This window comes from Actinosynnema sp. NPDC037264, assembly GCF_055603705.1.
Genome location: NZ_JBVJVK010000081.1, coordinates 12,962 through 34,254 on the forward strand (window position 1 = coordinate 12,962; position 21,293 = coordinate 34,254).

At 72.1% G+C, this 21,293-nt stretch carries 22 protein-coding genes; 7 read left to right on the forward strand and 15 right to left on the reverse strand.

Going from position 1 to position 21,293, the window contains the following annotated elements; all coding sequences use genetic code 11:
- Nucleotides 1–15: 15 nt before the first annotated feature.
- Nucleotides 16–1,284, reverse strand: a complete 1,269-nt coding sequence (locus ACZ7GX_RS41755) for a formimidoylglutamate deiminase (RefSeq protein WP_498785698.1) — start codon at nucleotides 1,282–1,284, stop codon at nucleotides 16–18.
- Nucleotides 1,281–2,459: an allantoate amidohydrolase gene (locus ACZ7GX_RS41760; protein ID WP_498785700.1), complete on the reverse strand. Its 1,179-nt coding sequence runs from the start codon at nucleotides 2,457–2,459 to the stop codon at nucleotides 1,281–1,283. Before ACZ7GX_RS41760 ends, ACZ7GX_RS41755 begins: the two co-directional genes overlap by 4 nt.
- A 230-nt stretch (nucleotides 2,460–2,689) precedes the next feature.
- Here ACZ7GX_RS41760 and ACZ7GX_RS41765 point away from each other — a divergent pair, with 230 nt between their 5' ends.
- Complete coding sequence (locus tag ACZ7GX_RS41765) at nucleotides 2,690–3,880, forward strand: IS110 family RNA-guided transposase (protein ID WP_498785702.1); 1,191 nt, start codon at nucleotides 2,690–2,692, stop codon at nucleotides 3,878–3,880.
- 19 nt (nucleotides 3,881–3,899) lie between these two features.
- Here ACZ7GX_RS41765 and hutU read toward each other — a convergent pair whose 3' ends face one another.
- The gene (gene hutU / locus ACZ7GX_RS41770) at nucleotides 3,900–5,546 is read right to left on the reverse strand and encodes a urocanate hydratase (protein WP_498785704.1); all 1,647 of its coding nucleotides are present in this window, start codon (nucleotides 5,544–5,546) and stop codon (nucleotides 3,900–3,902) included.
- Nucleotides 5,546–7,051 (reverse strand): histidine ammonia-lyase, encoded by a 1,506-nt coding sequence (gene hutH, locus ACZ7GX_RS41775; protein WP_498785706.1) that lies wholly within the window; start codon nucleotides 7,049–7,051, stop codon nucleotides 5,546–5,548. The genes hutU and hutH overlap by 1 nt, the downstream gene beginning before the upstream one ends.
- A gap of 139 nt (nucleotides 7,052–7,190) precedes the next feature.
- Here hutH and ACZ7GX_RS41780 point away from each other — a divergent pair, with 139 nt between their 5' ends.
- From ACZ7GX_RS41780 to ACZ7GX_RS41790, 3 genes are read left to right on the forward strand one after another with little or no spacing between them, the layout of a single operon-like run.
- Nucleotides 7,191–8,135, forward strand: a complete 945-nt coding sequence (locus ACZ7GX_RS41780) for an ABC transporter ATP-binding protein (protein ID WP_498785708.1) — start codon at nucleotides 7,191–7,193, stop codon at nucleotides 8,133–8,135.
- Nucleotides 8,136–8,138: 3 nt separating this feature from the next.
- Nucleotides 8,139–8,906, forward strand: coding sequence for an ABC transporter permease (locus tag ACZ7GX_RS41785; protein WP_498785710.1), 768 nt, complete (start codon nucleotides 8,139–8,141; stop codon nucleotides 8,904–8,906).
- Nucleotides 8,899–9,693 (forward strand): ABC transporter permease, encoded by a 795-nt coding sequence (locus tag ACZ7GX_RS41790; RefSeq protein ID WP_498785712.1) that lies wholly within the window; start codon nucleotides 8,899–8,901, stop codon nucleotides 9,691–9,693. The genes ACZ7GX_RS41785 and ACZ7GX_RS41790 overlap by 8 nt, the downstream gene beginning before the upstream one ends.
- Before the next feature lie 83 nt (nucleotides 9,694–9,776).
- Here ACZ7GX_RS41790 and ACZ7GX_RS41795 read toward each other — a convergent pair whose 3' ends face one another.
- Nucleotides 9,777–10,796, reverse strand: a complete 1,020-nt coding sequence (locus ACZ7GX_RS41795) for a hypothetical protein (RefSeq protein WP_498785714.1) — start codon at nucleotides 10,794–10,796, stop codon at nucleotides 9,777–9,779.
- Nucleotides 10,793–11,272 carry a SigE family RNA polymerase sigma factor gene (locus ACZ7GX_RS41800; protein ID WP_498785716.1) on the reverse strand — a complete coding sequence of 160 codons (480 nt, stop codon included), beginning with the start codon at nucleotides 11,270–11,272 and terminating at the stop codon, nucleotides 10,793–10,795. Before ACZ7GX_RS41800 ends, ACZ7GX_RS41795 begins: the two co-directional genes overlap by 4 nt.
- Nucleotides 11,273–11,317: 45 nt before the next feature.
- Between ACZ7GX_RS41800 and ACZ7GX_RS41805 the strand changes: the two genes are divergently transcribed.
- A complete protein-coding gene (locus ACZ7GX_RS41805) occupies nucleotides 11,318–12,088 on the forward strand; it encodes an IclR family transcriptional regulator (protein ID WP_498785718.1) in 771 nt (256 codons plus the stop codon).
- Between the two features lie 27 nt (nucleotides 12,089–12,115).
- On the opposite strand, the gene ACZ7GX_RS41810 is transcribed toward ACZ7GX_RS41805, so the two are convergent.
- The 6 genes from ACZ7GX_RS41810 to ACZ7GX_RS41835 all read right to left on the reverse strand — a co-directional run bounded on the left by ACZ7GX_RS41810 (nucleotide 12,116) and on the right by ACZ7GX_RS41835 (nucleotide 17,205).
- Complete coding sequence (locus ACZ7GX_RS41810) at nucleotides 12,116–12,670, reverse strand: hypothetical protein (protein ID WP_498785720.1); 555 nt, start codon at nucleotides 12,668–12,670, stop codon at nucleotides 12,116–12,118.
- On the reverse strand, nucleotides 12,636–13,640 hold the full coding sequence (locus tag ACZ7GX_RS41815) for a type IV toxin-antitoxin system AbiEi family antitoxin (protein WP_498785722.1): 1,005 nt from the start codon (nucleotides 13,638–13,640) through the stop codon (nucleotides 12,636–12,638). The genes ACZ7GX_RS41810 and ACZ7GX_RS41815 overlap by 35 nt, the downstream gene beginning before the upstream one ends.
- Nucleotides 13,641–13,858: 218 nt before the next feature.
- On the reverse strand, nucleotides 13,859–14,743 hold the full coding sequence (locus ACZ7GX_RS41820) for an ABC transporter substrate-binding protein (protein WP_498785724.1): 885 nt from the start codon (nucleotides 14,741–14,743) through the stop codon (nucleotides 13,859–13,861).
- The gene (locus tag ACZ7GX_RS41825; protein WP_372470781.1) at nucleotides 14,740–15,501 is read right to left on the reverse strand and encodes an ABC transporter permease; all 762 of its coding nucleotides are present in this window, start codon (nucleotides 15,499–15,501) and stop codon (nucleotides 14,740–14,742) included. The genes ACZ7GX_RS41820 and ACZ7GX_RS41825 overlap by 4 nt, the downstream gene beginning before the upstream one ends.
- Nucleotides 15,501–16,106, reverse strand: coding sequence for an ABC transporter permease (locus tag ACZ7GX_RS41830; RefSeq protein ID WP_498785741.1), 606 nt, complete (start codon nucleotides 16,104–16,106; stop codon nucleotides 15,501–15,503). Before ACZ7GX_RS41830 ends, ACZ7GX_RS41825 begins: the two co-directional genes overlap by 1 nt.
- Before the next feature lie 49 nt (nucleotides 16,107–16,155).
- Entirely contained in the window at nucleotides 16,156–17,205 is a 1,050-nt protein-coding gene (locus ACZ7GX_RS41835; RefSeq protein ID WP_498785726.1) for an ABC transporter ATP-binding protein, read from the reverse strand.
- A gap of 104 nt (nucleotides 17,206–17,309) precedes the next feature.
- On the opposite strand from ACZ7GX_RS41835, the gene ACZ7GX_RS41840 reads away from it, so the two are divergent.
- Together ACZ7GX_RS41840 and ACZ7GX_RS41845 are read left to right on the forward strand one after the other, a co-directional pair.
- Nucleotides 17,310–18,863 (forward strand): bis-aminopropyl spermidine synthase family protein, encoded by a 1,554-nt coding sequence (locus ACZ7GX_RS41840; protein WP_498785728.1) that lies wholly within the window; start codon nucleotides 17,310–17,312, stop codon nucleotides 18,861–18,863.
- A gap of 87 nt (nucleotides 18,864–18,950) precedes the next feature.
- Nucleotides 18,951–19,760, forward strand: a complete 810-nt coding sequence (locus ACZ7GX_RS41845) for a hypothetical protein (protein WP_498785731.1) — start codon at nucleotides 18,951–18,953, stop codon at nucleotides 19,758–19,760.
- Between the two features lie 56 nt (nucleotides 19,761–19,816).
- On the opposite strand, the gene ACZ7GX_RS41850 is transcribed toward ACZ7GX_RS41845, so the two are convergent.
- From ACZ7GX_RS41850 to ACZ7GX_RS41860, 3 genes are all read right to left on the reverse strand, one after another.
- On the reverse strand, nucleotides 19,817–20,440 hold the full coding sequence (locus ACZ7GX_RS41850) for a hypothetical protein (protein ID WP_498785734.1): 624 nt from the start codon (nucleotides 20,438–20,440) through the stop codon (nucleotides 19,817–19,819).
- Nucleotides 20,437–20,868: a YbaB/EbfC family nucleoid-associated protein gene (locus ACZ7GX_RS41855; RefSeq protein ID WP_498785736.1), complete on the reverse strand. Its 432-nt coding sequence runs from the start codon at nucleotides 20,866–20,868 to the stop codon at nucleotides 20,437–20,439. The genes ACZ7GX_RS41850 and ACZ7GX_RS41855 overlap by 4 nt, the downstream gene beginning before the upstream one ends.
- Nucleotides 20,869–20,917: 49 nt before the next feature.
- Nucleotides 20,918–21,293 (reverse strand): EAL domain-containing protein (locus ACZ7GX_RS41860; RefSeq protein ID WP_498785738.1); only part of this gene is annotated, 376 nt, incomplete at its 5' end.

The following is a 21,293-nucleotide window of genomic DNA, read 5'->3' on the forward strand; positions in this document are numbered from 1 at the left end:
ATTCCCATCACTCGATCAGTCGATCGCCTCGACCAGGAGCCTGGACACGTCACCCAGCTGCTCGTGCACGCCATCGCGGGCTACGACCTTCCCCCCTACTACTACGACAGCGACGTCCGAAGCGGTGGCGGCCAGGAGGATTTGCTCGGGGTCGGTGCCGGCGGTGCGGACCGAGTTCACCCGAATGGCCACGAGGTCCGCTGGGGCGCCGACCTCCACCCGACCGGCTTCCGGCCAGCCGATGGACGCGTGGTTCGTCAGTGCCGCAACGAGGTCCGCCGGTGCGAAACGGCCGCGTTCGCCCGTGCGCAGGCGTTCGTTGTGCTCCAGGGCGCGCACCTCCAACAACGGGTCGATCACCGCGTGCTGGTCGCTGCCCAACGACAACGGCGACCCCGCCTCGACCAGCTCGCGCGCCGGGCCGATGCCGTCCGCCAGATCAGCTTCCGTCGTCGGGCAGAAGCACACGCCGGTGCGCGTCGAGCCGAGCAAGCCGATGTCCTTAGTGGACAGGTGCGTCCCGTGCACGGCCGTCGTGCGCGGCGTGAGCGCGCCGGCCTCGGCCAGCAGCTCGGTCGGGGTGAGCCCGTACGCCGCCAGGCACGCCTCGTTCTCGGCCGGCTGCTCCGACAGGTGCACGTGCAGCGGCCGGTCGGGGAACGCGCCCGCCACCAGCGACAACGTGTCACGCGGCACCGCGCGGACCGAGTGGATCGCGGCGCCGATCCTGGTGTTCGCGTCACCGCGCAGCTCGGCGACCCGGTCCAGCCACCGGTCACCGGTCCCGTCGGAGAACCGCTCCTGCACCCCGCGCACGGGCTGCCCGATCCCGCCCGCCAGGTAGCAGGCGTCCAGCAGGGTGAGCCTGATCCCGGCGTCACGCGCCGCCTGGCGCAACGCCTCCGCCATCTCGTTGCCGCCGTTGTGCAGGTAGTGGAACTCGCCCACCGCCGTCACCCCGGCCACGGCCATCTCCGCGTACACCGCCGTGGCCAGCTCCAGGTACGAGTCGGGCGTCAACCGCTCCGCCACCGCGTACATCCGGTCGCGCCACGTCCAGAACGTGCCGCCGTCGGCGTTCGTGCGCCCCCGCAACGCCCGGTGGAACGCGTGCGAGTGCGCGTTGGCGAAACCCGGGAACACCAGCCCGTAGAGCCGTTCCACGCCGAGCGGAATGGTGTCCACTGTGGACACCGAGGCGATGACCCCGTGGTCCACGCGCACCAGCACGCGCGCCGCGATGCCGTCCGGCAGCCACACCCGCTCGCACCAGAAGCTCTTCATCGCGCCAGGTGCTCCAACGTCGTCGCCAGCGCCACCACGCCCGCCGCGCAGTCGTCCGCCTCGGCGAACTCCTCCGGCGCGTGGCTGATCCCGGTCGGGTTGCGCACGAACAGCATGGCGGTCGGCACGTGCGACGCGAGGATCCCCGCGTCGTGCCCGGCGCCGGTCGGCAACGCGGGCGTGCCACCGCCGAGCGCGTCCCGGACCCGCGCCATCAGGCCGGGGTCGAAGTGCACCGTCCCGCCCCAGCTCTCCTCGGTCACGCGCACCTCGCAGCCCTCCGACTCGGCCGCCTCACGGGCCGCCGACGTGATCTCCGAGACGACCTCGCGGGTGCGCGGCTCGTCGTCGGCCCGCGCGTCCAACCACACGTCCACCGACGACGCGATCACGTTGGTGCCGCCGGGGTTCGGCACGAGCCGGCCGACCGTGGCCCGCGCACCTGAGGTCGCCGCGCGGCGGGCGGCCAGCACCATCCGCGCGGCGGGCAGCATCGGGTCGCGCCGGTCCTCGATCAGCGTCGCGCCGGCGTGGTTGCCCTCACCGCTGAACGTGTAACGCCACCGACCGTGCGCCAGGATCGAGCTCGCCAGCCCCACCGGCACGTCCAGCCCGCGCCCCTGCTCCACGTGCAGCTCGACGAACGCGCCGACGGAGGACAGCGCGCGCTCGTCCCGACCCATCCGCAACGGGTCGAACCCGGCGGCGTGCGCGGCCTCGCCGAACGTGATGCCGTCCGCGTCCACCAGCCTGGCCGCCGCCTCGGCCGTGATCGCGCCGGTCATCAGCCGCGACCCGAGGCACGCGACGCCGAACCGCCCGCCCTCCTCCTCCACGAACACGACGATCGCCAGCGGCTTCGAGGGCGCGAACCCGCGAGCGCGCAGCAGGTCGAACGCCTGCAACGCCGACACCACGCCCAGCGGCCCGTCGAACGCGCCGCCGCCGGGCACCGAGTCGAGGTGGCTGCCGGTGATCACCGCGTCCGGCCCCGGTGCGCCCCACCACGCCCAGAGGTTGCCGTTGCGGTCGGGCCGGACGTCCAGCCCCCGCCGTTCGGCCTCCTCCACGAACCAGGCGCGCAGCTCCAGCTCGACCCGGTCGAAGCCGTGCCGCGAGTAGCCGCCGCGCTTCGGGTCGCGCCCGACGTCGGCGATGTCCGCGAGGTCAGTCATCCCTACCTTCTTTCCTGGGTCGGTTCGGGCCAGTCGTAGGGTCCGGAGGCCCAGGGGTGTCGGGTGTGGCTTTCAGTCATCTGCCGTGGGTGTGGCTTGCGTCGATTGGCCGCCCGGCACCCCCTGGACGACTCGGCCGCTGATTGAGAATTGCGACCCGATCGCTGTGCAGGGATAGGCCGGCGAGGTCGTCTGTGGGACAACATGTCGGTGCGGACAGGGAGCCGTGAGTGGAACGTGCGTGGGCCGGGGTGGACATCGGCAAGGAACACCACCATGTGGTGGTGATCGACACCGACGGCGCCCGGATGCTGTCGCGGCGGGTGGTCAACGACGAGACGGCGCTGCTGGAGCTGATCGGCCAGGTCACAGCGTTGGCCGACGAAGTGTGCCGGGCCGTCGACGTGAGCACCGGTGCAGCCGCGTTGCTGCCGGCGCTGCCGGTCGCGCACGGCCGGCAGGTGTTCTACCTGTCCGGCAACCAGGTCAACCGCGCGGCCGGCGGCCACCGGGGCGAGGGCAAGACCGACGCGAGAGACGCCGCGATCATCGCCGACCAGGCCCGAATGCGCCGGGACCTGGCCCCGCCGCGCGTGGACGACGAACTGATCGTGGAGTTGCGGATGCTGGTCGCCCGCCGCCGTGATCTCGCCGGCGACCGGGTCCGCCTGGTCAACCGGCTGCACGACCAACTGCCGGGCATCAGCCCGGCCCTGGAACGCGTGTCGGACCTGACCAACCGCGGGCCGCCGGTCCTGCTCACCCATGTCCAGACCCCGGCGGCCATCCGCCGACTCGGCGCGGCCGGGCTCGAACAATGGCCGCGGTCGCAGAAGGTCCGCAGCGCCGCCGCCCTGGCCGCCGCGGTCATGGCAGCGGCCGAGTCCCAGCAGACCACGCTGCCCGGCGAGCAGTTGGCCGCGCAGCTCGTCGCCGACATGGCGAAGGGAGTGATCTCCCTCGATGAGCAACTCAAGCAGACCGACAAGCTCATCGAGGGCCGGTTTCGCCGCCACCGACACGCCACCGCCTTGCCGAGCATGCCCGGCATCGGCGTGCTGCTCGCAGCCGAGTTCCTCGCCGCCACCGGCGGCGACATGACCGTGTTCGCCTCCGCCGACCACCTCGCCGGCTACGCCGGCCCGGCCCCCGCGCCCCGCGACTCCGGCCGGATCAGCGGCAACCTGCACCGCCCCCGCCGCTACCACCGCGGCCTGCAACGAGCCCTCCACACCTCCGCGCTGATCAGCATCCGCTGCCACCAACCATCGCGAATGTTCTACGACCGCAAGAGATCCGAAGGCAAACGCCACGTCCAGGCCGTCCTCGCTCTCGCACGCCGCCGGGTCGACGTCGTGTGGGCACTGCTGCGCGACCAGCGTTGCTTCGAGTCGACGCCACCACACACCACCGCCGCCTGACGTGATCATCTTGACAACTTCATTGAGAATCGGCGCTCATCGGGATGTGGACGTCCTTCGACGCAGCGACGTCGACGGCCCTCTGGTACCCGGCGTCCACGTGCCGGATCACGCCCATGGCCGGGTCGTTGGTCAGCACCCGCTCGATCTTCTGCGCCGCCAGCGGCGTGCCGTCCGCGACCGTCACCTGACCGGCGTGGATGGACCGGCCGATGCCGACGCCGCCGCCGTGGTGCAGCGACACCCAGGTCGCGCCGGAGGCGGTGTTGACCAGGGCGTTCAGCAGCGGCCAGTCGGCGATCGCGTCCGAGCCGTCGGCCATCGCCTCGGTCTCCCGGTACGGCGACGCGACCGAGCCGCAGTCGAGGTGGTCGCGGCCGATCACGATCGGCGCGGACAGCTCGCCCGAGGCCACCATCTCGTTGAACTTCAGGCCCGCGAGGTGCCGCTCGCCGTACCCGAGCCAGCAGATCCGCGCGGGCAGGCCCTGGAACTCGACCCGCTCGCCCGCCATCCTGATCCACCGCGCGAGCTGCTCGTTCTCGGGGAACAGCTCCAGGATCGCCCGGTCGGTCTTGGCGATGTCGGCCGGGTCGCCGGACAGCGCGGCCCAGCGGAACGGGCCCTTGCCCTCGCAGAACAGCGGCCGGATGTAGGCGGGCACGAAGCCGGGGAAGTCGAACGCCCGCTCGTAGCCGCCCAGCTTGGCCTCGCCGCGGATGGAGTTGCCGTAGTCGAACACCTCGGCGCCGCGGTCCAGGAAGCCCACCATGGCCTCGACGTGGTCGGCCATCGACTCCCGCGCCCGGTCGGTGAACTCGTCGGGCTTCTTGGCCGCGTAGTCGGGCCAGTCCTCGACCGCGACGCCCTTCGGGCAGTACGCCAGCGGGTCGTGCGCGGAGGTCTGGTCGGTGACGACGTCCACCGGCACGTCGCGGCGCAGCAGCTCCGGCAGCACCTCGGCGGCGTTGCCGATCAGGCCGACCGACAGCGCCCGGCCCTCGGACTTCGCGGCCAGCACGCGGGCGATCGCGTCGTCGAGGTCGTCGGCGATCTCGTCCAGGTAGCGGGTCTCCACGCGGCGGCGGGCGCGCTGCGGGTCGACCTCGACGCACAGGGCCACGCCCTCGTTCATGGTGACCGCAAGCGGTTGCGCGCCGCCCATGCCGCCGAGGCCCGCCGTGACGGTGAGCGTGCCGCGCAGGGTGCCGTTGAACCGCTTGGTGGCCACGGCGGCGAACGTCTCGAACGTGCCCTGGAGGATGCCCTGGGTGCCGATGTAGATCCACGAACCGGCCGTCATCTGGCCGTACATGGTCAGGCCCTCGGCTTCCAGCCGGCGGAACTCGGGCCAGTTCGCCCAGTCCGGCACGAGGTTGGAGTTCGCGATGAGCACGCGCGGCGCCCACTCGTGCGTCCGCATGACGCCGACCGGGCGGCCGGACTGCACGAGCAGCGTCTCGTCGCCCTCCAACCGGGCCAGCTCGCGGCTGATGGCGTGGAAGCTCGGCCAGTCGCGCGCGGCCTTGCCCGTGCCGCCGTAGACGACCAGGTCCTCGGGGCGCTCGGCCACGTCCGGGTCGAGGTTGTTGTGGAACATCCGCAGCGCGGCCTCGGTCGGCCAGCTCCGCGCGGTCAGTTCGGTCCCTCGGGCGGCGCGCACCATCACAGGGCTCCCTTCCGGATCAGGTCTTCGGCGGCGGCGATCTCGGGCGCGAGGTGGCGGTCCGGGCCGGGGCCCTCGACGTGCTCGCGGAGCTTCGCGACGGCCGCCGCGGTGGCGGGTGCGGGGTTGAGCGGTTTGCGCAGGTCCAGCGCGCGGGCGGCGGTCAGGAACTCGATCGCGAGGACCCGGCGCAGGCCGTCGACGGCCTGGCGGAGCTTGCGCGCGGCGGACCAGCCCATGGAGACGTGGTCCTCCTGCATCGCGCTGCTCGGGATCGAGTCGACGGACGCGGGCACGGCCAGGCGCTTGAGCTCGCTGACGATCGCGGCCTGCGTGTACTGGGCGATCATGTGGCCGGAGTCGACGCCCGGGTCGTGCGCCAGGAACGGCGGCAGGCCGTGCGACCGGTTCACGTCCAGCATCCGGTCGGTGCGGCGCTCGGCGATGCTCGCCACGTCCGCGGTGGGGATGGCGAGGAAATCCAGCACGTAGGCGATCGGCGCGCCGTGGAAGTTGCCGTTGGACTCGACCCGGCCGTCGGCCAGCACCACCGGGTTGTCGATGGACGAGGCCAGCTCGCGGTCGGCGACGGTCTCGGCGTAGGCCACGGTGTCCCGCGCCGCGCCGTGCACCTGGGGTGAGCAGCGCAGCGAGTAGGCGTCCTGCACGCGCGTGCAGTCCGGGCCGCGGTGGCTGTCCATGATCTCGGAGTCGCGCAGGATCTCCGCCATGCGCCGCGCGGAGCGGCCCTGACCGGGGTGCGGGCGCAGGGCCTGGAGGTCGGCGGCGAACACGCGGTCCGTGCCGAGGAGGGCCTCCACGCTCATCGCGGCGGTCAGGTCGGCGACGTCGAGCAGGTAGTTCAGGTCCCGGACCGCCAGGACCAGCATGCCGAGCATGCCGTCCGTGCCGTTGATCAGCGCCAGGCCCTCCTTCTCGGCCAGGCGGACGGGCCGGATGCCGGCCTTCGCGAGGGCCTGCGCGGCGGGGACCAGGTCGCCGTCGGCGTCGCGGACGTCGCCCTCGCCGGTGAGCGCGAGGGCGGCGGCGGACAGCGGCGCGAGGTCGCCCGAGCAGCCGAGCGAGCCGAACTCGTGCACGACCGGGGTGATGCCGGCGTTGAGCATCGCGGCCATCGCCTCGGCGGTCTCCAGCCGGACGCCGGTGTGACCGCTCGCCAGGGTCTTGAGTCGGAGCAGGACGAGGGCGCGCACGACCTCGCGCTCGACCTCGGGACCCGCGCCGGCCGCGTGCGAGCGGACCAGGGACTGCTGGAGGGCGGCACGGCGGTCCGGCGGGATGTGCCGGACCGCCAGCGCGCCGAAGCCCGTGGACACGCCGTAGGTCGGCTGCTCGGCCGTGGCCAGGCGTTCGATGTGCGCCCGGGCGGTGGTGACCGCCTCGCGGGCCGCCTCCGTGATCTCCACGGGCGCGTCGCCCCGGGCGACGGCGTGGACGTCGTCGCGGGTCAGCGGTTTCGGACCCAGCTGCACGGGTTGCTGCATGTGCCCATCTCAACCCGCCGGCCCGATCCGCACGACCCGACATCCGCCGATCGTGTCTGGTATCCGAGACGACTCGGCCAACCGAAATCACTCCTCACGCGTCCCTCCCCACCGGTAGCTTCGGAAAACCACCATGGGGGTGACCGTGAGTGTCCGCGTGCAGGACCTGACCAGGACGTTCCGCAAGGGCAAGGGCTGGCGGCCCAAGGGCGAGGAGGTGACCGCGCTCGCCGGGCTCACGCTGGACGTGCCCACGAACGAGGTCCACGGCCTGCTCGGCCCGAACGGGGCGGGCAAGACCACGCTGTGCAAGATCCTGTCCACGATCCTGCTGCCGACCTCCGGCAGCGCCGAGGTGCTCGGCCACGACGTCGTGACCGGCGCGGCCGAGATCAGGCACCTGATCGGCATCGTGTTCGGCGGCGAACGCGGCCTGTACGGGAAGCTGACCGCGCGGCAGACCCTGCGCTACTGGGCCGCGCTCTACAAGCTGCCGGACGCACGGGCGAAGGTCCGCACCGACGAGCTGCTGGCGCGCCTGGGTCTCGCGGACAAGGCCGACGACCTCGTGGAGACGTTCTCGCGGGGCATGAAGCAGCGCGTGCACCTGGCCCGCGGCCTGATCGGCGACCCGAAGCTGATCCTGTTCGACGAGCCGACCACGGGCATGGACCCGGTGGCCGCGCGCGCCTTCCGCACGCTCATCGGCGAGCTGCGCGACGAAGGCCGCACCATCCTCATCACGACCCACGACATGGACGAGGCCGAAGAGGTCTGCGACCGCGTCACGCTGATCGACAAGGGGCGCGTGCCGGCCACCGAGTCGCCGCGCGGCCTGGCCGCGATGTCCGGCCTGCACCGCTGGGTCGAGGCGGAGACGTCGCTGGACGTCACCGGCATCCCCGGCGTGGTGGACACCGAGACCCGCAACGGCGTGCTGCGCGTCAAGACGACCGACGACCGGGCGGCGCGCGCGGTGCTGGACTTCCTGCTGGACCGCGGTGTGCGCTCGGTGCACGCCGTGCCGCCCCGGCTGGAGGACGTCTACCTGGACCTCATCGGCCGTCGCGGCATGGAGGTCTGAGCGGTGCGCCTGTTCCTGTCCGGGGTGCGCACGCAGTTCTGGCTGATCCGCAGGCAGCCCGACGAACTGCTGACGCTGTGCACGATCCCGTTCACCGTGGTGATGATGCTGTCGGTCGTGATGCACGCGGTCCGGCCCGACCTGGTCGCCAACGCGTTCCTCGCGCCCACCCTGATGGGGTTGTGGGGCTTCGCCACGGGACTGGCGACGGTCGTGCTCGTCGGCGAGCGCTGGACCAGGACGCTGGAGCTGGGCATGGCCGCGCCCGGCGCCGTGCACTCCGTCTACCTGGGTCGGATCTCGGCGGTGATGGTGCTGGGCGTCGTCCCGCTCGGCGAGACGTGGCTGCTGGGCAAGCTCCTGTTCGGCGTGACGCCGGCGGTGCACCACCCGTGGGTGTTCTGGGCGGCCATGGCGGCGTCGGTGTTCGCGATGGTCGGCACCAGCCTGCTGCTGGCGGCGTCCATGCTGCTGACCAAGAACAGCAACAACTACCTGAACTTCCTCAGCTTCCCGATCTACCTGCTGTCCGGCGTGATGGTCCCGGTGCACTACCTGCCGGAGTTCCTGCAACCGCTCTCCCACGTGATCTTCCTGTCGTGGTCGGCGGACCTGATGCGGGACGCCATGGCCGCCGGGCCCGTCACGGGCGCCGGCTGGCGGTTGTTGGCGATCACCGGGCTCGGCGTCGCGGCGCTGGTCGGCGGGCGGGTGCTGCTGGCGGCGACCCTGCGCCGGGCGCGCGAGCTGGGGGTGGTGACGTATGCGTGACCAGCTCCGGGTGCTCAAGCACGGGCTGATCGCCTCGTGGACGATGTTCTCGGCGTTCCAGACGTGGAAGACGTGGACGTTCATGTGGCTGTCCCGGCTGCTGATCCAGGCGTGCTTCTACGCGCTGATCGGGCGGATGCTCGGGTCGCAGCAGCAGGTCGACTACCTGCTCATCGGCAACGTGGTCGCGATCATGGCCATCGACGCGACCGTGGTCATCCTGCTGGCCGTCGGCGAGCGGCAGTCCGGCACGCTGGCGCTGATGGTCGCCGCGCCGTCCACCCACCTCACCGTGTACCTGGGGCGGGGGTTGGTGAACCTCGGGTCGGGGGTGGCGGCGTCGACCACGGCGTTCCTGGTGCTGCCGCCGTTGTTCGGGGTGGACCTGCCGTGGCCGAAGGCGGGCCTGATCCCGCTGATGATCTTCGTGGTCGGCTTGTCGTGCTACTGCTACGGGACGTGCGTGGCGTCGTTCGTGCTCGGGTTCCCGTCGGCGCGGTGGTTGGCGCTGAACTTCAGCTACCTGGTGCTGATGACGTTCTGCGGGGTGAACGTGCCGACGTCGTTCTGGCCGGACTGGCTGCGGGCGGTCACGTCCGTGCTGCCGATGACGCACGGGCTGGCCGCGATCCGGGCGTTCGTGGCGGAGGGGCCCGCGTCGACCGTGCTCGTGCAGCTCGGGTTGGAGATGTGCGTCGGCGCGGCGTGGATCGCCGTGGCGGCGGTGAGCTTCAACCGGATAGTCCGGCGCGGGCGGCGTGACGGGACGATCGAGTTCGGCGGCTGAAGCGGGGTGGGCCTCGGGAGTGGAGTGGGCGCTCTGGGGTCGAGCGCCCACCCTCGGCAGGACGCGTGCCGGTTGCCGGACCTCTAGCGGGTGCCGATCCAGGCCGCGTCCGGGTTGGTGTCCACCGCCAGCGCCGCCGCCACGCGCGCCAGCACGTCGACCGGGGCGTGCTCGGTCTCCGCACCGGACGGCACGGGCTTGCCGCCGGGAACCTTGAACTCGCTCGGCGTCACGCGCACCTGGAAGTTCGGCGCGAGCTGGACGGCGAGCAGGCCGAACCCGTCGGCGGAGTAGTGCGCGGGCTTGCCGTCCACGGTGGTGGGGGTGGAGCCGGCCGGCGCCTCGGCGGTCCGCAGCAGCTCCACGTCGTACCGGACGTAATCGAGGTGGCTCGTGCCGGCGATCGCCCAGTCGGTCGCGCTCGGACCGTTCACCACGACGTACGAGTGCCCGTCGAGCGAGAACGGGACGCGCATCGACGTGGGGTCCGCCGTGACGGAGTCGGCGATCCGCCGCACCTGCGCCCGGACGTCCACGCCGGTCACGTTCTCCAGGCTGACGCTGAGGACGCGGTCGGGGGCGGCGTTCCAGTACAGGCTCTCGCCGAACCAGGCTGCGGTGGCGCCGCCGACCGCCGTGCGGTCGCCGACCGGCGCGTTCGCGACCTTCGGTGCCATGTCGTCCGTGATGGCGGTGAAGACGGAGAAGCGGACCAGCGGCGAGCCGGGGTTCGTCGAGCCGGGCGCATAGATGCGGGAAGTGCCCCAGCCGGCGATCGTGCGCTCCCGCTCGGTGTAGCCGTCGAGCATCGCCCCGGGCCGGTACTCGAGGGCCCGGGTGGGCACGTCGGCGACCGGGGTGGGCGCGGCCGTGGTGGTGAGCTGCCGGGCGGGCGGGGCCTGGCCCACGACCGGCGCGTTCACGGTGGTCACCACCAACGCGGCCGCGGCGGCCGTCGTGCCGGCGGCGGCGAGCACCAGCAGCAGCGGCTTGCGCGTCCGGCGGGGCCGGTGCAGGGCGGCGAGCACCGCTCCGGGCGGCGGCGTGCGCTCGGCCCGGTGGTGCAGGGCGTCGGTGATCAGGGTTTCGGTGGTGTCGTTCACAGCGACTGCCTCACGCGTTCGTCGGCGCGCAGCACAGCCAGCGCGCGGGAGATGTGACTGCGGACCGTGACCTGGGCGCAGCCCAGGACGGCGGCGATCTCGGCGTCGTCGCAGCCCTCGTAGTAGCGGAGGACGACGGCGGCCTTCTGCTTGCGCGGGAGCCGGTCGATGCGCTGGAGCATCGCCTCCCGCTCGTCGTAGTGGTCGGTGGGGTCGGGCTGGGGCGGGTCCACCCCCGTGAGGGGCAGGTGCGCCTTGAGGCGGCGGCGCCAACCGAGGTACTCGTTGGTCACCATCCGCTTGAGGTACGCGGCCGGCACCTCGACCGAGCCGATGCGCGACCACTTCTGCTGTGCCCGGATCAGGACCTCCTGGACCACGTCCTGGGCCAGGTGCGGATCCCCCGTCAGCACGGTGGCGTAGCGCAGCAGCGGGGTCACCTGTGCGGCGGCGAACTCCTCGAAGCCGGTGCTCATACCCCTCCAATGCGCCCCGACCGGGATTTGTTGAGAATGAGTTCCGTGGGAGGCAGCAGCGACGTGCCGGCGTTGCGCCGAGGGCTCGCCGTGCTGCGCCTGCTGGCGAGCAGGCCCGGTCCGCTGTCGGCGGTCGCGATGGCCCGGGAGCTGGGTCTGCCCAGGTCCACGACCTACCACCTGCTGGCGGAGCTGACCGCGGCCGGGTTCGCGACCCACTTCCCCGAGGAGCGACGCTACGGGCTGGGCGTGGCGGCGTTCGAGCTCGGGTCGGCCTACCTCCGGCACGATCCGCTGGAGCGCTTGGCCCGGCCCCTGCTCCGGCGCCTGGTCGACACCGTCGGCCGGACCGCGCACTTGGGCGTGCTGCACGGCGCGGAGGCGTTGTACCTGGTGCGCGAGCAACCCCGCCACCCGACCACGATCGTGTCGGACGTGGGCGTGCGGCTACCCGCACACCTGACCGCGTCGGGCCGGGCGATGCTGGGCCGACTGCCCGCCGCGCAGGTCAGGGCCCTCTTCCCGGGCCCCTTCGTCGATCGGACCGGCCGGGGGCCGCAGAACCTGCCCGCGTTGCGGAGGTTGCTGGCCGTCGAACGGCGACGCGGGTGGGCCGTGGAGGACGGCTACGTGACCGCCGGTTTCGCTTCCGTGGCCGCACCGGTCTTCGACCACGGTCAACGGCCGATCGCCGCGATCACCGTGACCTTCCGGCACGTGTGCGAGGCGGAGTGCGGCGAGACGTGGCCTGAACTGGCCACCGAGGCCCGGCGGGCAGCGGACGAGCTGACCACCCGAATCGGCGGCCGGCCCTGAAGGCGCCTGCCACGTCGGTCATCCGGGTCAGGTCCGCTTGGTCTCGTCGATGACATCGCGAGCACCTCGGCTCAAGTCCTGCACCATGACCGCGGCACGAGCGGAACCCATGTCTTTCGCCAACTGCCCCATCAACTCGTGGTCGTCCAGGATGCGGAGCAGTTCGGCGGTACCGCCTCCATCGAGCAAAGCCGGCAGGTGCGACCCCAGTAGCCGTGCTCCGGCTGCCGACAGGTCGTGCCGGACTTCTCGAACACGTCGTAATCCTCGGCGTAGAGCCGGTCCTCGTACTTCCCGGACGAGTACCACGCGATCATCGTCGCCAGGTCGAGGGCGTCGCGACGGTCGTCGTGGTGCCGATCCCGCCAGGCGAAGATCTTCGACCTCGGCCGCGATGTCGATGTCCCGGGTACGTCGGTCAGGACTCCTGCCGAGCAGGCCGAGCGAGATGAGCGAGCGGGCGGTCGCACCCACGACCAGGTAGTGGACCCGCGCTTCGTGCGCCACTTCGTCGATTCGCGCCAGCACCTCGGCGGCCCTGAGGACCTCATAGTCGGTCGAGGCTCGCAAGTCGATCGTCACTGCTTCTCATCCTGTCCGCGTGCTCGCGTTGGCGAGGGTCGCCGGAAGCGAGCAGATCAGCGTAGATCAGCGTGGAAGGCACGATCCACGACTGCCGGTCGGCCGTCCAGAACCGCCGTCGAACGTGGACGTTGCCTTCTCGTTCGGCGCGCACCAACCGGTGCCTGCCGATGAGCGAGCGCGGCCGTTCGGCGGCGTAGAGGGTGAGAGTCGCCGGGATGAGGTGCGGGTCGAGGACGCTCGCACCGGCTTCGCCACCCACTTGGACGTCGGCCTGCGTCAACTCCTCCTCCGAATCGCGCCACCACGAGAGGTCGGGAGCGTCGAAGTCGCCGAGGGCCAGCGTTGGCGAGAGCCTGGTCGAGTAGGCCTCCGACCAGCGGTTGAGCAACTCACCCGCTCTCGTCAGCCTGCGTTCGCCCGCCACTTCGTACAGGTAGCCCGCCCTGGCGAGGTCATCGACGACCGCCTGAGCCGTGCCGAGCGAGACCCCGCCGGCGCGTGCGAGCGCGCGCAGCGGCTCCCCGGCCATCGACGGCCGGCTGAGCAGGACGAACCCGACCTGCAGGCCCGCGCGGCCGAACGCCTTGCTCCCGCGCGGGGGACCGCCGGGGCGCCCGCCGGCCTTACGACGCCCTCGGACGTCGATGAGCACGTCATCCCACGCGATGTGGGCGTTGCCCGCCTCGTCGACGTAGTCGATGCCCCGCGCACGCAGCAGGTTCGCGGCTTGCTCGGTGATCGAGCGGGCGACGACCAGGGTGGGCAGTGACGCGTGCGGGTGCAGTGCCGTCGCGAGTTCGGCCGGCACCGCGCGCTTGACCAGGACGGCGTACGTCCGAGTCGCGCCCGAGGCCCGGCTGACGCGAGCCACCAGGTCGACCCACTCGTCGGCGGTCCGGTCACCCACGTCGGCCTCGAGGCCGAGCGGACGCAGCCACTCCCGCAACTCGGTCAAGCGTGTGTTCAAAATTGCCTCATGTTCATTTTCGGTGAACATAGGCTAGTACTGAACGCACCCTGGGCTCGTCGCAAGTCGCCGGCTCTGCCGGCGGACTGCTCACCACCGGTCTCGCCTGGTGGCAGGCGAACGGTGGCAGCGCGACCCCGCCGCGCGAGCGTCCTGGCGCAACTCGGCCCGGTCACCCTGGAACGGGCGGCCGGGCCGAGGGAGTCGCGATCGCGGGCTCAGAGCGTGACGGACTTCAGGAAGTCGGCCGCCACGTTCGCGATCGTCTCCTTGTCCACGTCCACCCGCTTGACGAGATCGGCCAGCTTCTCCGTGGTCAGCGCCGCGGACACCTTGTTCAGCGCGTCCTTGCCCTTCGCGTCGACCGCGTCCGACCGCAGCAGCGGCACCACGTTCTGGGCCGGGTACATCACCTTCGGGTCGTCCAGCTCCACGAAGTCGTTCGCCTTGATGTCCGCCGACGTCGTGTAGAGGTTGGCCACCTGCACGGTGCCGTCCTTCAGCGCGTCCACCGTGATCGGGCCACCGGTGTCGGTGGTCTTGATCTCGGTGAACTTGACCCCGTACAGCTCCTGGATCTTGGCCTCCCAGCGCTGCGCCCACTCACCGGCCGCGCCCAGCGCGTACTTGCCGGAACCGAGGTCGGCGATCGACTTCACGCCGCCGTCCGCGGTGGCCTTGGTGACCACCAGGACGTCCTTGTCCTCCGCGTCCGACTTCTCCAGCACCTCGAGGCCGGACGGCGTCTTGGACTTCAGCGCCGTGTACACCTCCTCGGCCTCGGTGGTGGTGTTGGTCTTGTCGAAGTAGTTGAGCAGGTTGCCCGTGTACTCCGGCACCACGCCGAGCGACTTGTCCTGCAACGCCTTCACGACCAGCTCGCGCGCTCCGATGCCGGCCTTCACCGTCACGTTCGCGCCGGTCGCCTTCAGCGCACCGGCGTAGATCTCGGCCAGGATCTTGTTCTCGGTGAAGTCGGCCGAACCGACCACGACCTCACCCGACGCGGCCTGCTGGCCACCCCCGCCGAGGTCCTCCTTGGACCCGCACGCGGAGACGACCAGGGCGGTCGCCGCGACGACAACGGCCAACGTGCGCTTCATGCCGTACTTCCTCCAGACTCGACTGGCGCCGGCTCTCCCCGACGCCTCGACCGCGACCCGCTCGACCGCGCCTTCCCACTCCCCGCGCGACGAGCCTTGGCCGACAGCCTCAAACCCGCGGGCACGACCAGCCTGCCGACGCCCGCGAGCACCACGTCCAGCACGACCGCGAGCAGCGCGATGAGGATCGCCCCGCCGACGAACTGCCCGTAGTCCAACACCCGCAGGCCGTCCAGCAGGGGACGTCCCAACGTCTCGATACCGACGTACGCCGCCACCGACGCGGTCGCGACCACCTGCAACATGGCGTTGCGCAGACCACCGACGAGCAGCGGCAGCGCGTTGGGCACCTCGACCCGCCACAACCGCTGCGCGCCGGTCATGCCCATGCCGCTCGCCGCGTCGACCACACCTCGGTCCACGTCCTGGATGCCGGCGTAGGTGCCGGCCAGGATCGGCGGCACGGCCAGCACGACGAGGCCGATCAGCACACCGGTCGTGCCACCGCCCGCGACCAGGTACAGGAACGTGACCAGGCCCAACGTCGGCAACGCCCGCAGCGCGTTGCTGCCGCCGACCAGCACCACCCCACCACGCCCGGTGTGCCCGACGTACAGGCCCAGCGGCACGGCGATCAGCGCCGCGCCGAGCACCGCGCCGAAGCAGTACAGCAGGTGGATGCCGACCCGCACCGGGATCGACTTGCCGCCCGACCAGTTGGCCGGGTCGACCAGCCAGGCCAACGCGTCCGCGAAGATCACGGCGCACCACCCGCCCGCGCCCACGGCGTCAACCGGTTGCGCAGCAGCACGAGCAGCAGGTCGACCACGAGCGCCAGCACCAGCGTGAGCACGATGCCGATGATGATCGGCGCCAGGTACCGCTGCCGGAAACCGTCGGTGAACAACGTGCCCAGACCGCCCGTGCCGATCAACGCGCCCACGCTCACCAGGCTGATGTTGCTCACCGAGCCGACCCGCACGCCGGCGGCCAGCACCGGCACGGACAGCGGCAGCTCCACCGTGAAGAACCGGCGCAGCGGCCGGAAGCCCATGGCGGTGGCGGCGGCGGTCACGTGCGCGGGCACCGCGGCCAGCGCTTCGGCGACGGGCCGGACCAGCAGCGCGGTCGTGTAGACCGTCAACGCGAGGATCACGTTCAACGGGTCGAGCACCTGCGTGCCGATGACCGCCGGGATGATCGCGAACAGCGCCAGCGACGGGATCGTGTAGACCACGTTCGACAGCCCGATCAGCGCCGCGTTGACCTGGCGGAACCGGTGGCACAGCAACCCGAGCACGATCGCCAGCACGACCGACACCACCAGCGGCACCAACGACAGGTAGACGTGGTCGAGCAGCATGTCCAGCAGCGCCGCCCTGGTGCCCGCGTCGCTGAGGTACTTCGCTATGTCACCCACGGCGGCTCTCGATCACGTCGAGCACCTGGCGCGCGGTCACCACGCCCGCCAACCGCCCGTCACCGCGCACGGCGACGCCCAGCCCGGACGGCGAGGACAGCGCGGCGTCCAGCGCGCCCCGGATCGACGCGCCCACCTCGTACAGCGAGCCGCCCGGCACGACCGACGCGTCCGGCGCGACCCAGCCCTGCGGCCGCTCCTCCGCGTCCACCACGAGCCGCCAGTCCGAAGAGGACTCGACCTCGGCGCCCTCGACGACCGTGGGCACCTCCGCCACTTCAACCCCGGACGAGTCCACAAAGGACAGACTGCGGTAACCGCGGTCCTTGCCCACGAAGCTCGCCACGAAGTCGTCCGCGGGCCGGGTCAGCAGCTCGGCGGGCGGCGCGTACTGGGCGAGGAAGCCGCCGGTGCGCATCACCGCGACCTTGTCGCCGATCCGGATGGCCTCGTCGATGTCGTGCGTGACGAACACGATGGTCTTGTCCAGCTCCGCCTGCAGCCGCAGCAGCTCGTCCTGCAGCCCTTCCCGCACCACCGGGTCGACCGCGCTGAACGGCTCGTCCATCAGCAGCACCGGCGGGTCCGCGGCCAACGCGCGCGCCACGCCGACGCGCTGCTGCTGGCCGCCGGACAGCTGCACGGGGTAGCGGTGGCCGAGCTCGGCGGGCAGGCCGACCAGCTCCAGCAGCTCGGCGGCGCGCTCCCTGGCCTTGCGGCGCGTCCAGCCGATGAGCAGCGGCACCGTGGCCACGTTGTCCAGCACCGTCCGGTGCGGGAACAGGCCCGCCTGCTGGATCACGTACCCGATGCCGCGCCGCAGTGTGGGCGGATCCACACCCAGCACGTCCGCGCCGTCCACCAGGACGGTGCCCGACGTGGGGTCGATCATCCGGTTCACCATGCGCAGGGACGTGGTCTTGCCGCACCCGGACGGTCCGACGAAGACGGTGATCGTGCCCGCCTCGACCACGAGGTCCAGGCCGTTCACCGCGGTGGTCCCGTCGTCGAACCGCTTGGTCACGTCGCGGAACTCGATCACCCGTGGATCCTCCTGCCGATGGGCATCAAGCGTCGAACGACCCTAGCCCGTCAGTCCGACCGTGGCACGGCGTTTCACCATCCGGTCAGTAGGCTGCACCGGTTGTGGCAACCGAACTGGTGCGAGCACTCCTCGCTGAACGCGGCCCGCACGCCCGCAAGCTGCGGCGCGTGGTCGACCTGCTGTGCGACGACTGGCACACGCTGGCCGAGTTGGTTCGGCTTCCCGCTGTGCCGCGGCGCACCGTGCAGGAGCTGCTGACCGCGGTCGGCGACGACCTGGAGACCAGCCGCGACCGGTTCCGGCTCGCGCCCGCCAAGGCCGCCGACTACGCCGGGTTCCGCGCCGGCGACGACCTGGTGGACCCGGTGGACGCGCTCGTGCCCCGGCACGGCGAGCACCTGCGGTCGATCCTGGCCGACATCGCGGACGTGCCGCCGCCGCTGGCCGCGCTCGACCACGTGCAGGCGACGGCGGAGACGGCGCTGAAGCGCGCGTTGTGGCTGGACACGACCTACGACCTGGCCGGGCGCACGCTGCTGTGCCTCGGCGACCACGACCTGACCTCGCTCGCGGTGTGCGCGGTGAACCCGGCCGTCGAGGTCGTCGTGGTGGACGTGGACGACCGGCTGCTGGAGCACATCTCGACCCGTGCCCGTGAGCGCGGGTGGTCGGTTCGGACGGTGCACGCGGACTTCCGGTTCGGCCTGCCTCCCGCCGTGCTGGAGTCGGCGGACCTCGTGTTCAGCGATCCGCCGTACACGCCGGAGGGCATGGGGCTGTTCGCCGCGCGGGCGGTCGAGTGCCTGGCCGACCTCGGTCGGGGACGGGTGCTGCTCGCGTACGGGTTCAGCGACCGGACGCCCGCGCTGGGGCTGAAGGTGCAGCAGGAGTTGCAGCGGCTCGGGTTGGTGTTCGAGGCGATCCTGCCCGCGTTCCACCGGTTCGACGGCGCGCAGGCCATCGGCAGCGCGGCCGACCTGTACGTGTGCCGACCGACGTCCCGCCGTTCGGTGTCACCCGCTTCGGCGAAGACCGCGATCTACACGCACGGTCCGCAGTCGGTGGAGGCGACCGGGCCGGGTTCGACGGCGCTGGCCGCCCTGGTCGACCTGGCGCCGCGGCCGGAGTCCTCGCCGCCGCCGAAGCCGCGTGCGCCGGGGTGGGCCGACCCGATCGGCAAGGGCGCGGCGTCGTTGGCGGTCGACCTGTCCGGCGACCCCGGGCCGTGGCTGCTGCGGACGCTGCTGGCGTGCTCGCCCGGCCGGATGGCGGCGCTCGTGCCCAACAACCACCCGAACGTGTCGTCCGCGGCGGGCCAGCAGGAGCTGAGGTCGTTGGTGGACACCAGGTTCGCGCTGCGGTTCCTGCGCTCCACTCCGGACGGCAAGCACTGCGTGGTCGTGGCCGACCAGGTGCTGGCGGGCACGCTGGACGTCGGCGGGCTGGCCGTGCGGGAGGTGCTCACGCGCGCGCACGGCAAGTTGGGCAACGTGTGGCGCGAGGCGTTGGTCACGGCCACCCGCGGCGCGATGACCAAGCGGGAGGCGCGGGAGCGGATCGGCGAGCACGAGGACCTGGAGCTGAGGCTGATCGACCTGCCACGGCACCGGATCGCCGAGCTGCTGCCGCTGATCCGCGCGTCGGCGTCCCAGTAGGGGGGAGGTTTCCGCCGGAATGCGGCGAACCGCGCCGTGCGGGCCGCCTCCGACGGTAACTTTCAGCTCGAACCTGGAGGCGCGCGCATGACTCACCCCAACCCCGGTCAGCAGTACCCCGGCCAGCCGATGCCCGGCCAGCAGTACCCGGGCCAGCCGCTGCCCGGACAGCCGATGCCGGGCCAGCCGCTGCCCGGCCAACCGATGCCCGGCCAACCGTTCCAGGGCCAGCCGATGCCCGGGCAACCGTTCCCCGGCCAGCCGCCGTTCCCCGGTGCCCAGCCGCCCTTCCCGGGCCAGGGCTACCCCGGATACCCGGGCCCGCCCAAGCCGCCGGGCAAGGCGATGGCCGTGGTCGCCGGGCTGCTGTACCTGCCGGGCGTGCTCCTCGCCCTCATCGGCGCGGCCGGGTTCGCGAGCCAGACGGGGTTCGCGATGGAGCTCTGGGGCACGATCCTCGTGCCACCGTTCCCCCGCAACTACGGGAGCTTCGAGGTCGCGGCCGCCGTCGCGTTCGTGCTGCCGGCCCTGGCGCTGATCCTCGTCGTGCTGCTCTTCAGCCGGGTGCCCGGCGTGCGGTGGGGACTGGTCGCGATCTCGTTGCTGGCCGTGGTGAGCTTCGGGCTCATCGTCGTCGACGTCTCGCCGGGTCTCCCGTTCTCCTTCGGGATCATGCCGGTGGTGGCCCTGGTGCTGTGGTTCGTCGCGGGTCTGGTGGCCGCGCTGCCCCCGGTGGGTCGGGCGATGCGCGGCGCGAAGCCGAAGACGCCGCCGCACCAGCAGGCCGGCCCGCCGATGGGGGGACCTCCGATGGGTGGCCCGCCTCCCGGCGTTCCCGGCCCACCTCCGCCCGGCGTTCCCGGCCCGCCCCCACCCGCCCAGGGGCACTGGGGCTGACCGGACAGTGAGCTGACGGGCATAGAGCCGACCGGGCAGGGGGCTGACCGGGGAGCTCACTCGCCGAAGCGCGTGATGGCCTTGAGCATGTCGCGCGCCTTGCCGAACAACGCCTTCAGCGCCGCCAGGATCCGCGCCATCACGCGCCCGAGGTCCGCCAACCTCCGGTTGATCCGGTCCAGCACGACCGCGCCCCGCCCGACCGCCCACGCCGCGAACTCGGGCAGCGAGCCGCCGGCCGTGATCTCCGACGCCGCGAGCGCGACGGTGGCGTTGTCCAAGACCTCCCGGACGAACAACGCGACCACGTCGCGGAACACACCGCGGACCGCGGCCGTTATCGCGCCCACCTCGGCCACGTGCGCCGCGACGTCCACGCACAGCCGGCTCATCCCGGCGATCTCCGCGGTGAGCCGACCGCCACCCGCCCGCCGCCGCACGATGCCGTCCAACGTGGTGGCGACCTGCTTCCAGGTGGCGACCGCGTCCTCGAACCGGTCGCCGTGGCCCGCCAGCCAGTCCAGCGGCTCGCGCAGGAAGTCCACGTGCTCGACCAACCACCCGAGCCCGGCGTCGGCCAGCAGGGCCAACGGGTCGACGTCCGCCGTCGGCACGGCGAGGTCGGCCTCGAGCGTGTCCGGCGCCGACCCGGTCAACTCCAGCACGGGGAACCCGGTCACCGAGCCGACCCGGGCTCGTCCTCGGGCGCCCTCAGGCTCCGCGGCAGGGGCAGGTCGTCACCGACCTCCTCACCCAGCGAAACCCCAGCCGACCCCGGCGGCACCGAGCCGGTCAGGAAGTCCATCGCCGCCGTGCCGCCGAACTGCGGCTCGACGATCGACACCGCCTGCCGCGCGGCCTGCTCCTGCGCACGCCGCACGGTGTCCATCACCACCTCACCGAGCCTGGCGGGCGAGAACTCCTCCGCCGCGGCCGAGAACTCGATGTGCCGCAACGACCCGTTCGGCGCGACGGTCGCCGTCACCACGCCGTCCGGCGACCGCTGCGTGGCCTGCGCGCGCCGGATCCGGTCCCGCAGCTCGCGGGACCGCTCGGCCAGGTGCCGCGCCCTGGCTTCGAGGTCGGCGATCATCCGTTCCTGGTTCACCGGTCGGCACCTGACGTCGTGGCGTCCATCGGAACGGGAGTATCGCCCATCAACCGGCGCGGGGGATGTGCAACGGACCAAGTGCCAGCACCGCGCGGAACTCCTTGGGCGGCACGGGGCGCGAGAACAGCCAGCCCTGGTAGGTGTCCACGCCGATGCCTCGCAGCACGTGGAACTGGGTCGCGGTCTCCACGCCCTCGGCCACGCACTTGCGGTCCATCGCCCGGGCCATGTCGACCACGGCCTTCGCCACCGCGAAGTCCGACGAGTCGCTCCCGACACCGGACACGAACCGCCGGTCGACCTTGATGATCTGCGCCGGCAGGTCCTTCAACCTGGCCAGCGACGAGTAGCCGGTGCCGAAGTCGTCCACCGCGAACCGGATGCCCCGCTCCACCAGCTCGCCCATCGCCTGCCGCACCCGC

Bases quoted from the DNA above. Each gene is read 5' to 3' on its own strand.
- ACZ7GX_RS41755 (WP_498785698.1), bottom strand. From the start codon at position 1,284: ATGAAGAGCTTCTGGTGCGAGCGGGTGTGGCTGCCGGACGGCATCGCG.
- ACZ7GX_RS41760 (WP_498785700.1), bottom strand. From the start codon at position 2,459: ATGACTGACCTCGCGGACATCGCCGACGTCGGGCGCGACCCGAAGCGC.
- hutU (WP_498785704.1), bottom strand. From the start codon at position 5,546: ATGGTGCGCGCCGCCCGAGGGACCGAACTGACCGCGCGGAGCTGGCCG.
- hutH (WP_498785706.1), bottom strand. From the start codon at position 7,051: ATGCAGCAACCCGTGCAGCTGGGTCCGAAACCGCTGACCCGCGACGAC.
- ACZ7GX_RS41790 (WP_498785712.1), top strand. From the start codon at position 8,899: ATGCGTGACCAGCTCCGGGTGCTCAAGCACGGGCTGATCGCCTCGTGG.
- ACZ7GX_RS41800 (WP_498785716.1), bottom strand. From the start codon at position 11,272: ATGAGCACCGGCTTCGAGGAGTTCGCCGCCGCACAGGTGACCCCGCTG.
- ACZ7GX_RS41820 (WP_498785724.1), bottom strand. From the start codon at position 14,743: ATGAAGCGCACGTTGGCCGTTGTCGTCGCGGCGACCGCCCTGGTCGTC.
- ACZ7GX_RS41830 (WP_498785741.1), bottom strand. From the start codon at position 16,106: ATGCTGCTCGACCACGTCTACCTGTCGTTGGTGCCGCTGGTGGTGTCG.
- ACZ7GX_RS41845 (WP_498785731.1), top strand. From the start codon at position 18,951: ATGACTCACCCCAACCCCGGTCAGCAGTACCCCGGCCAGCCGATGCCC.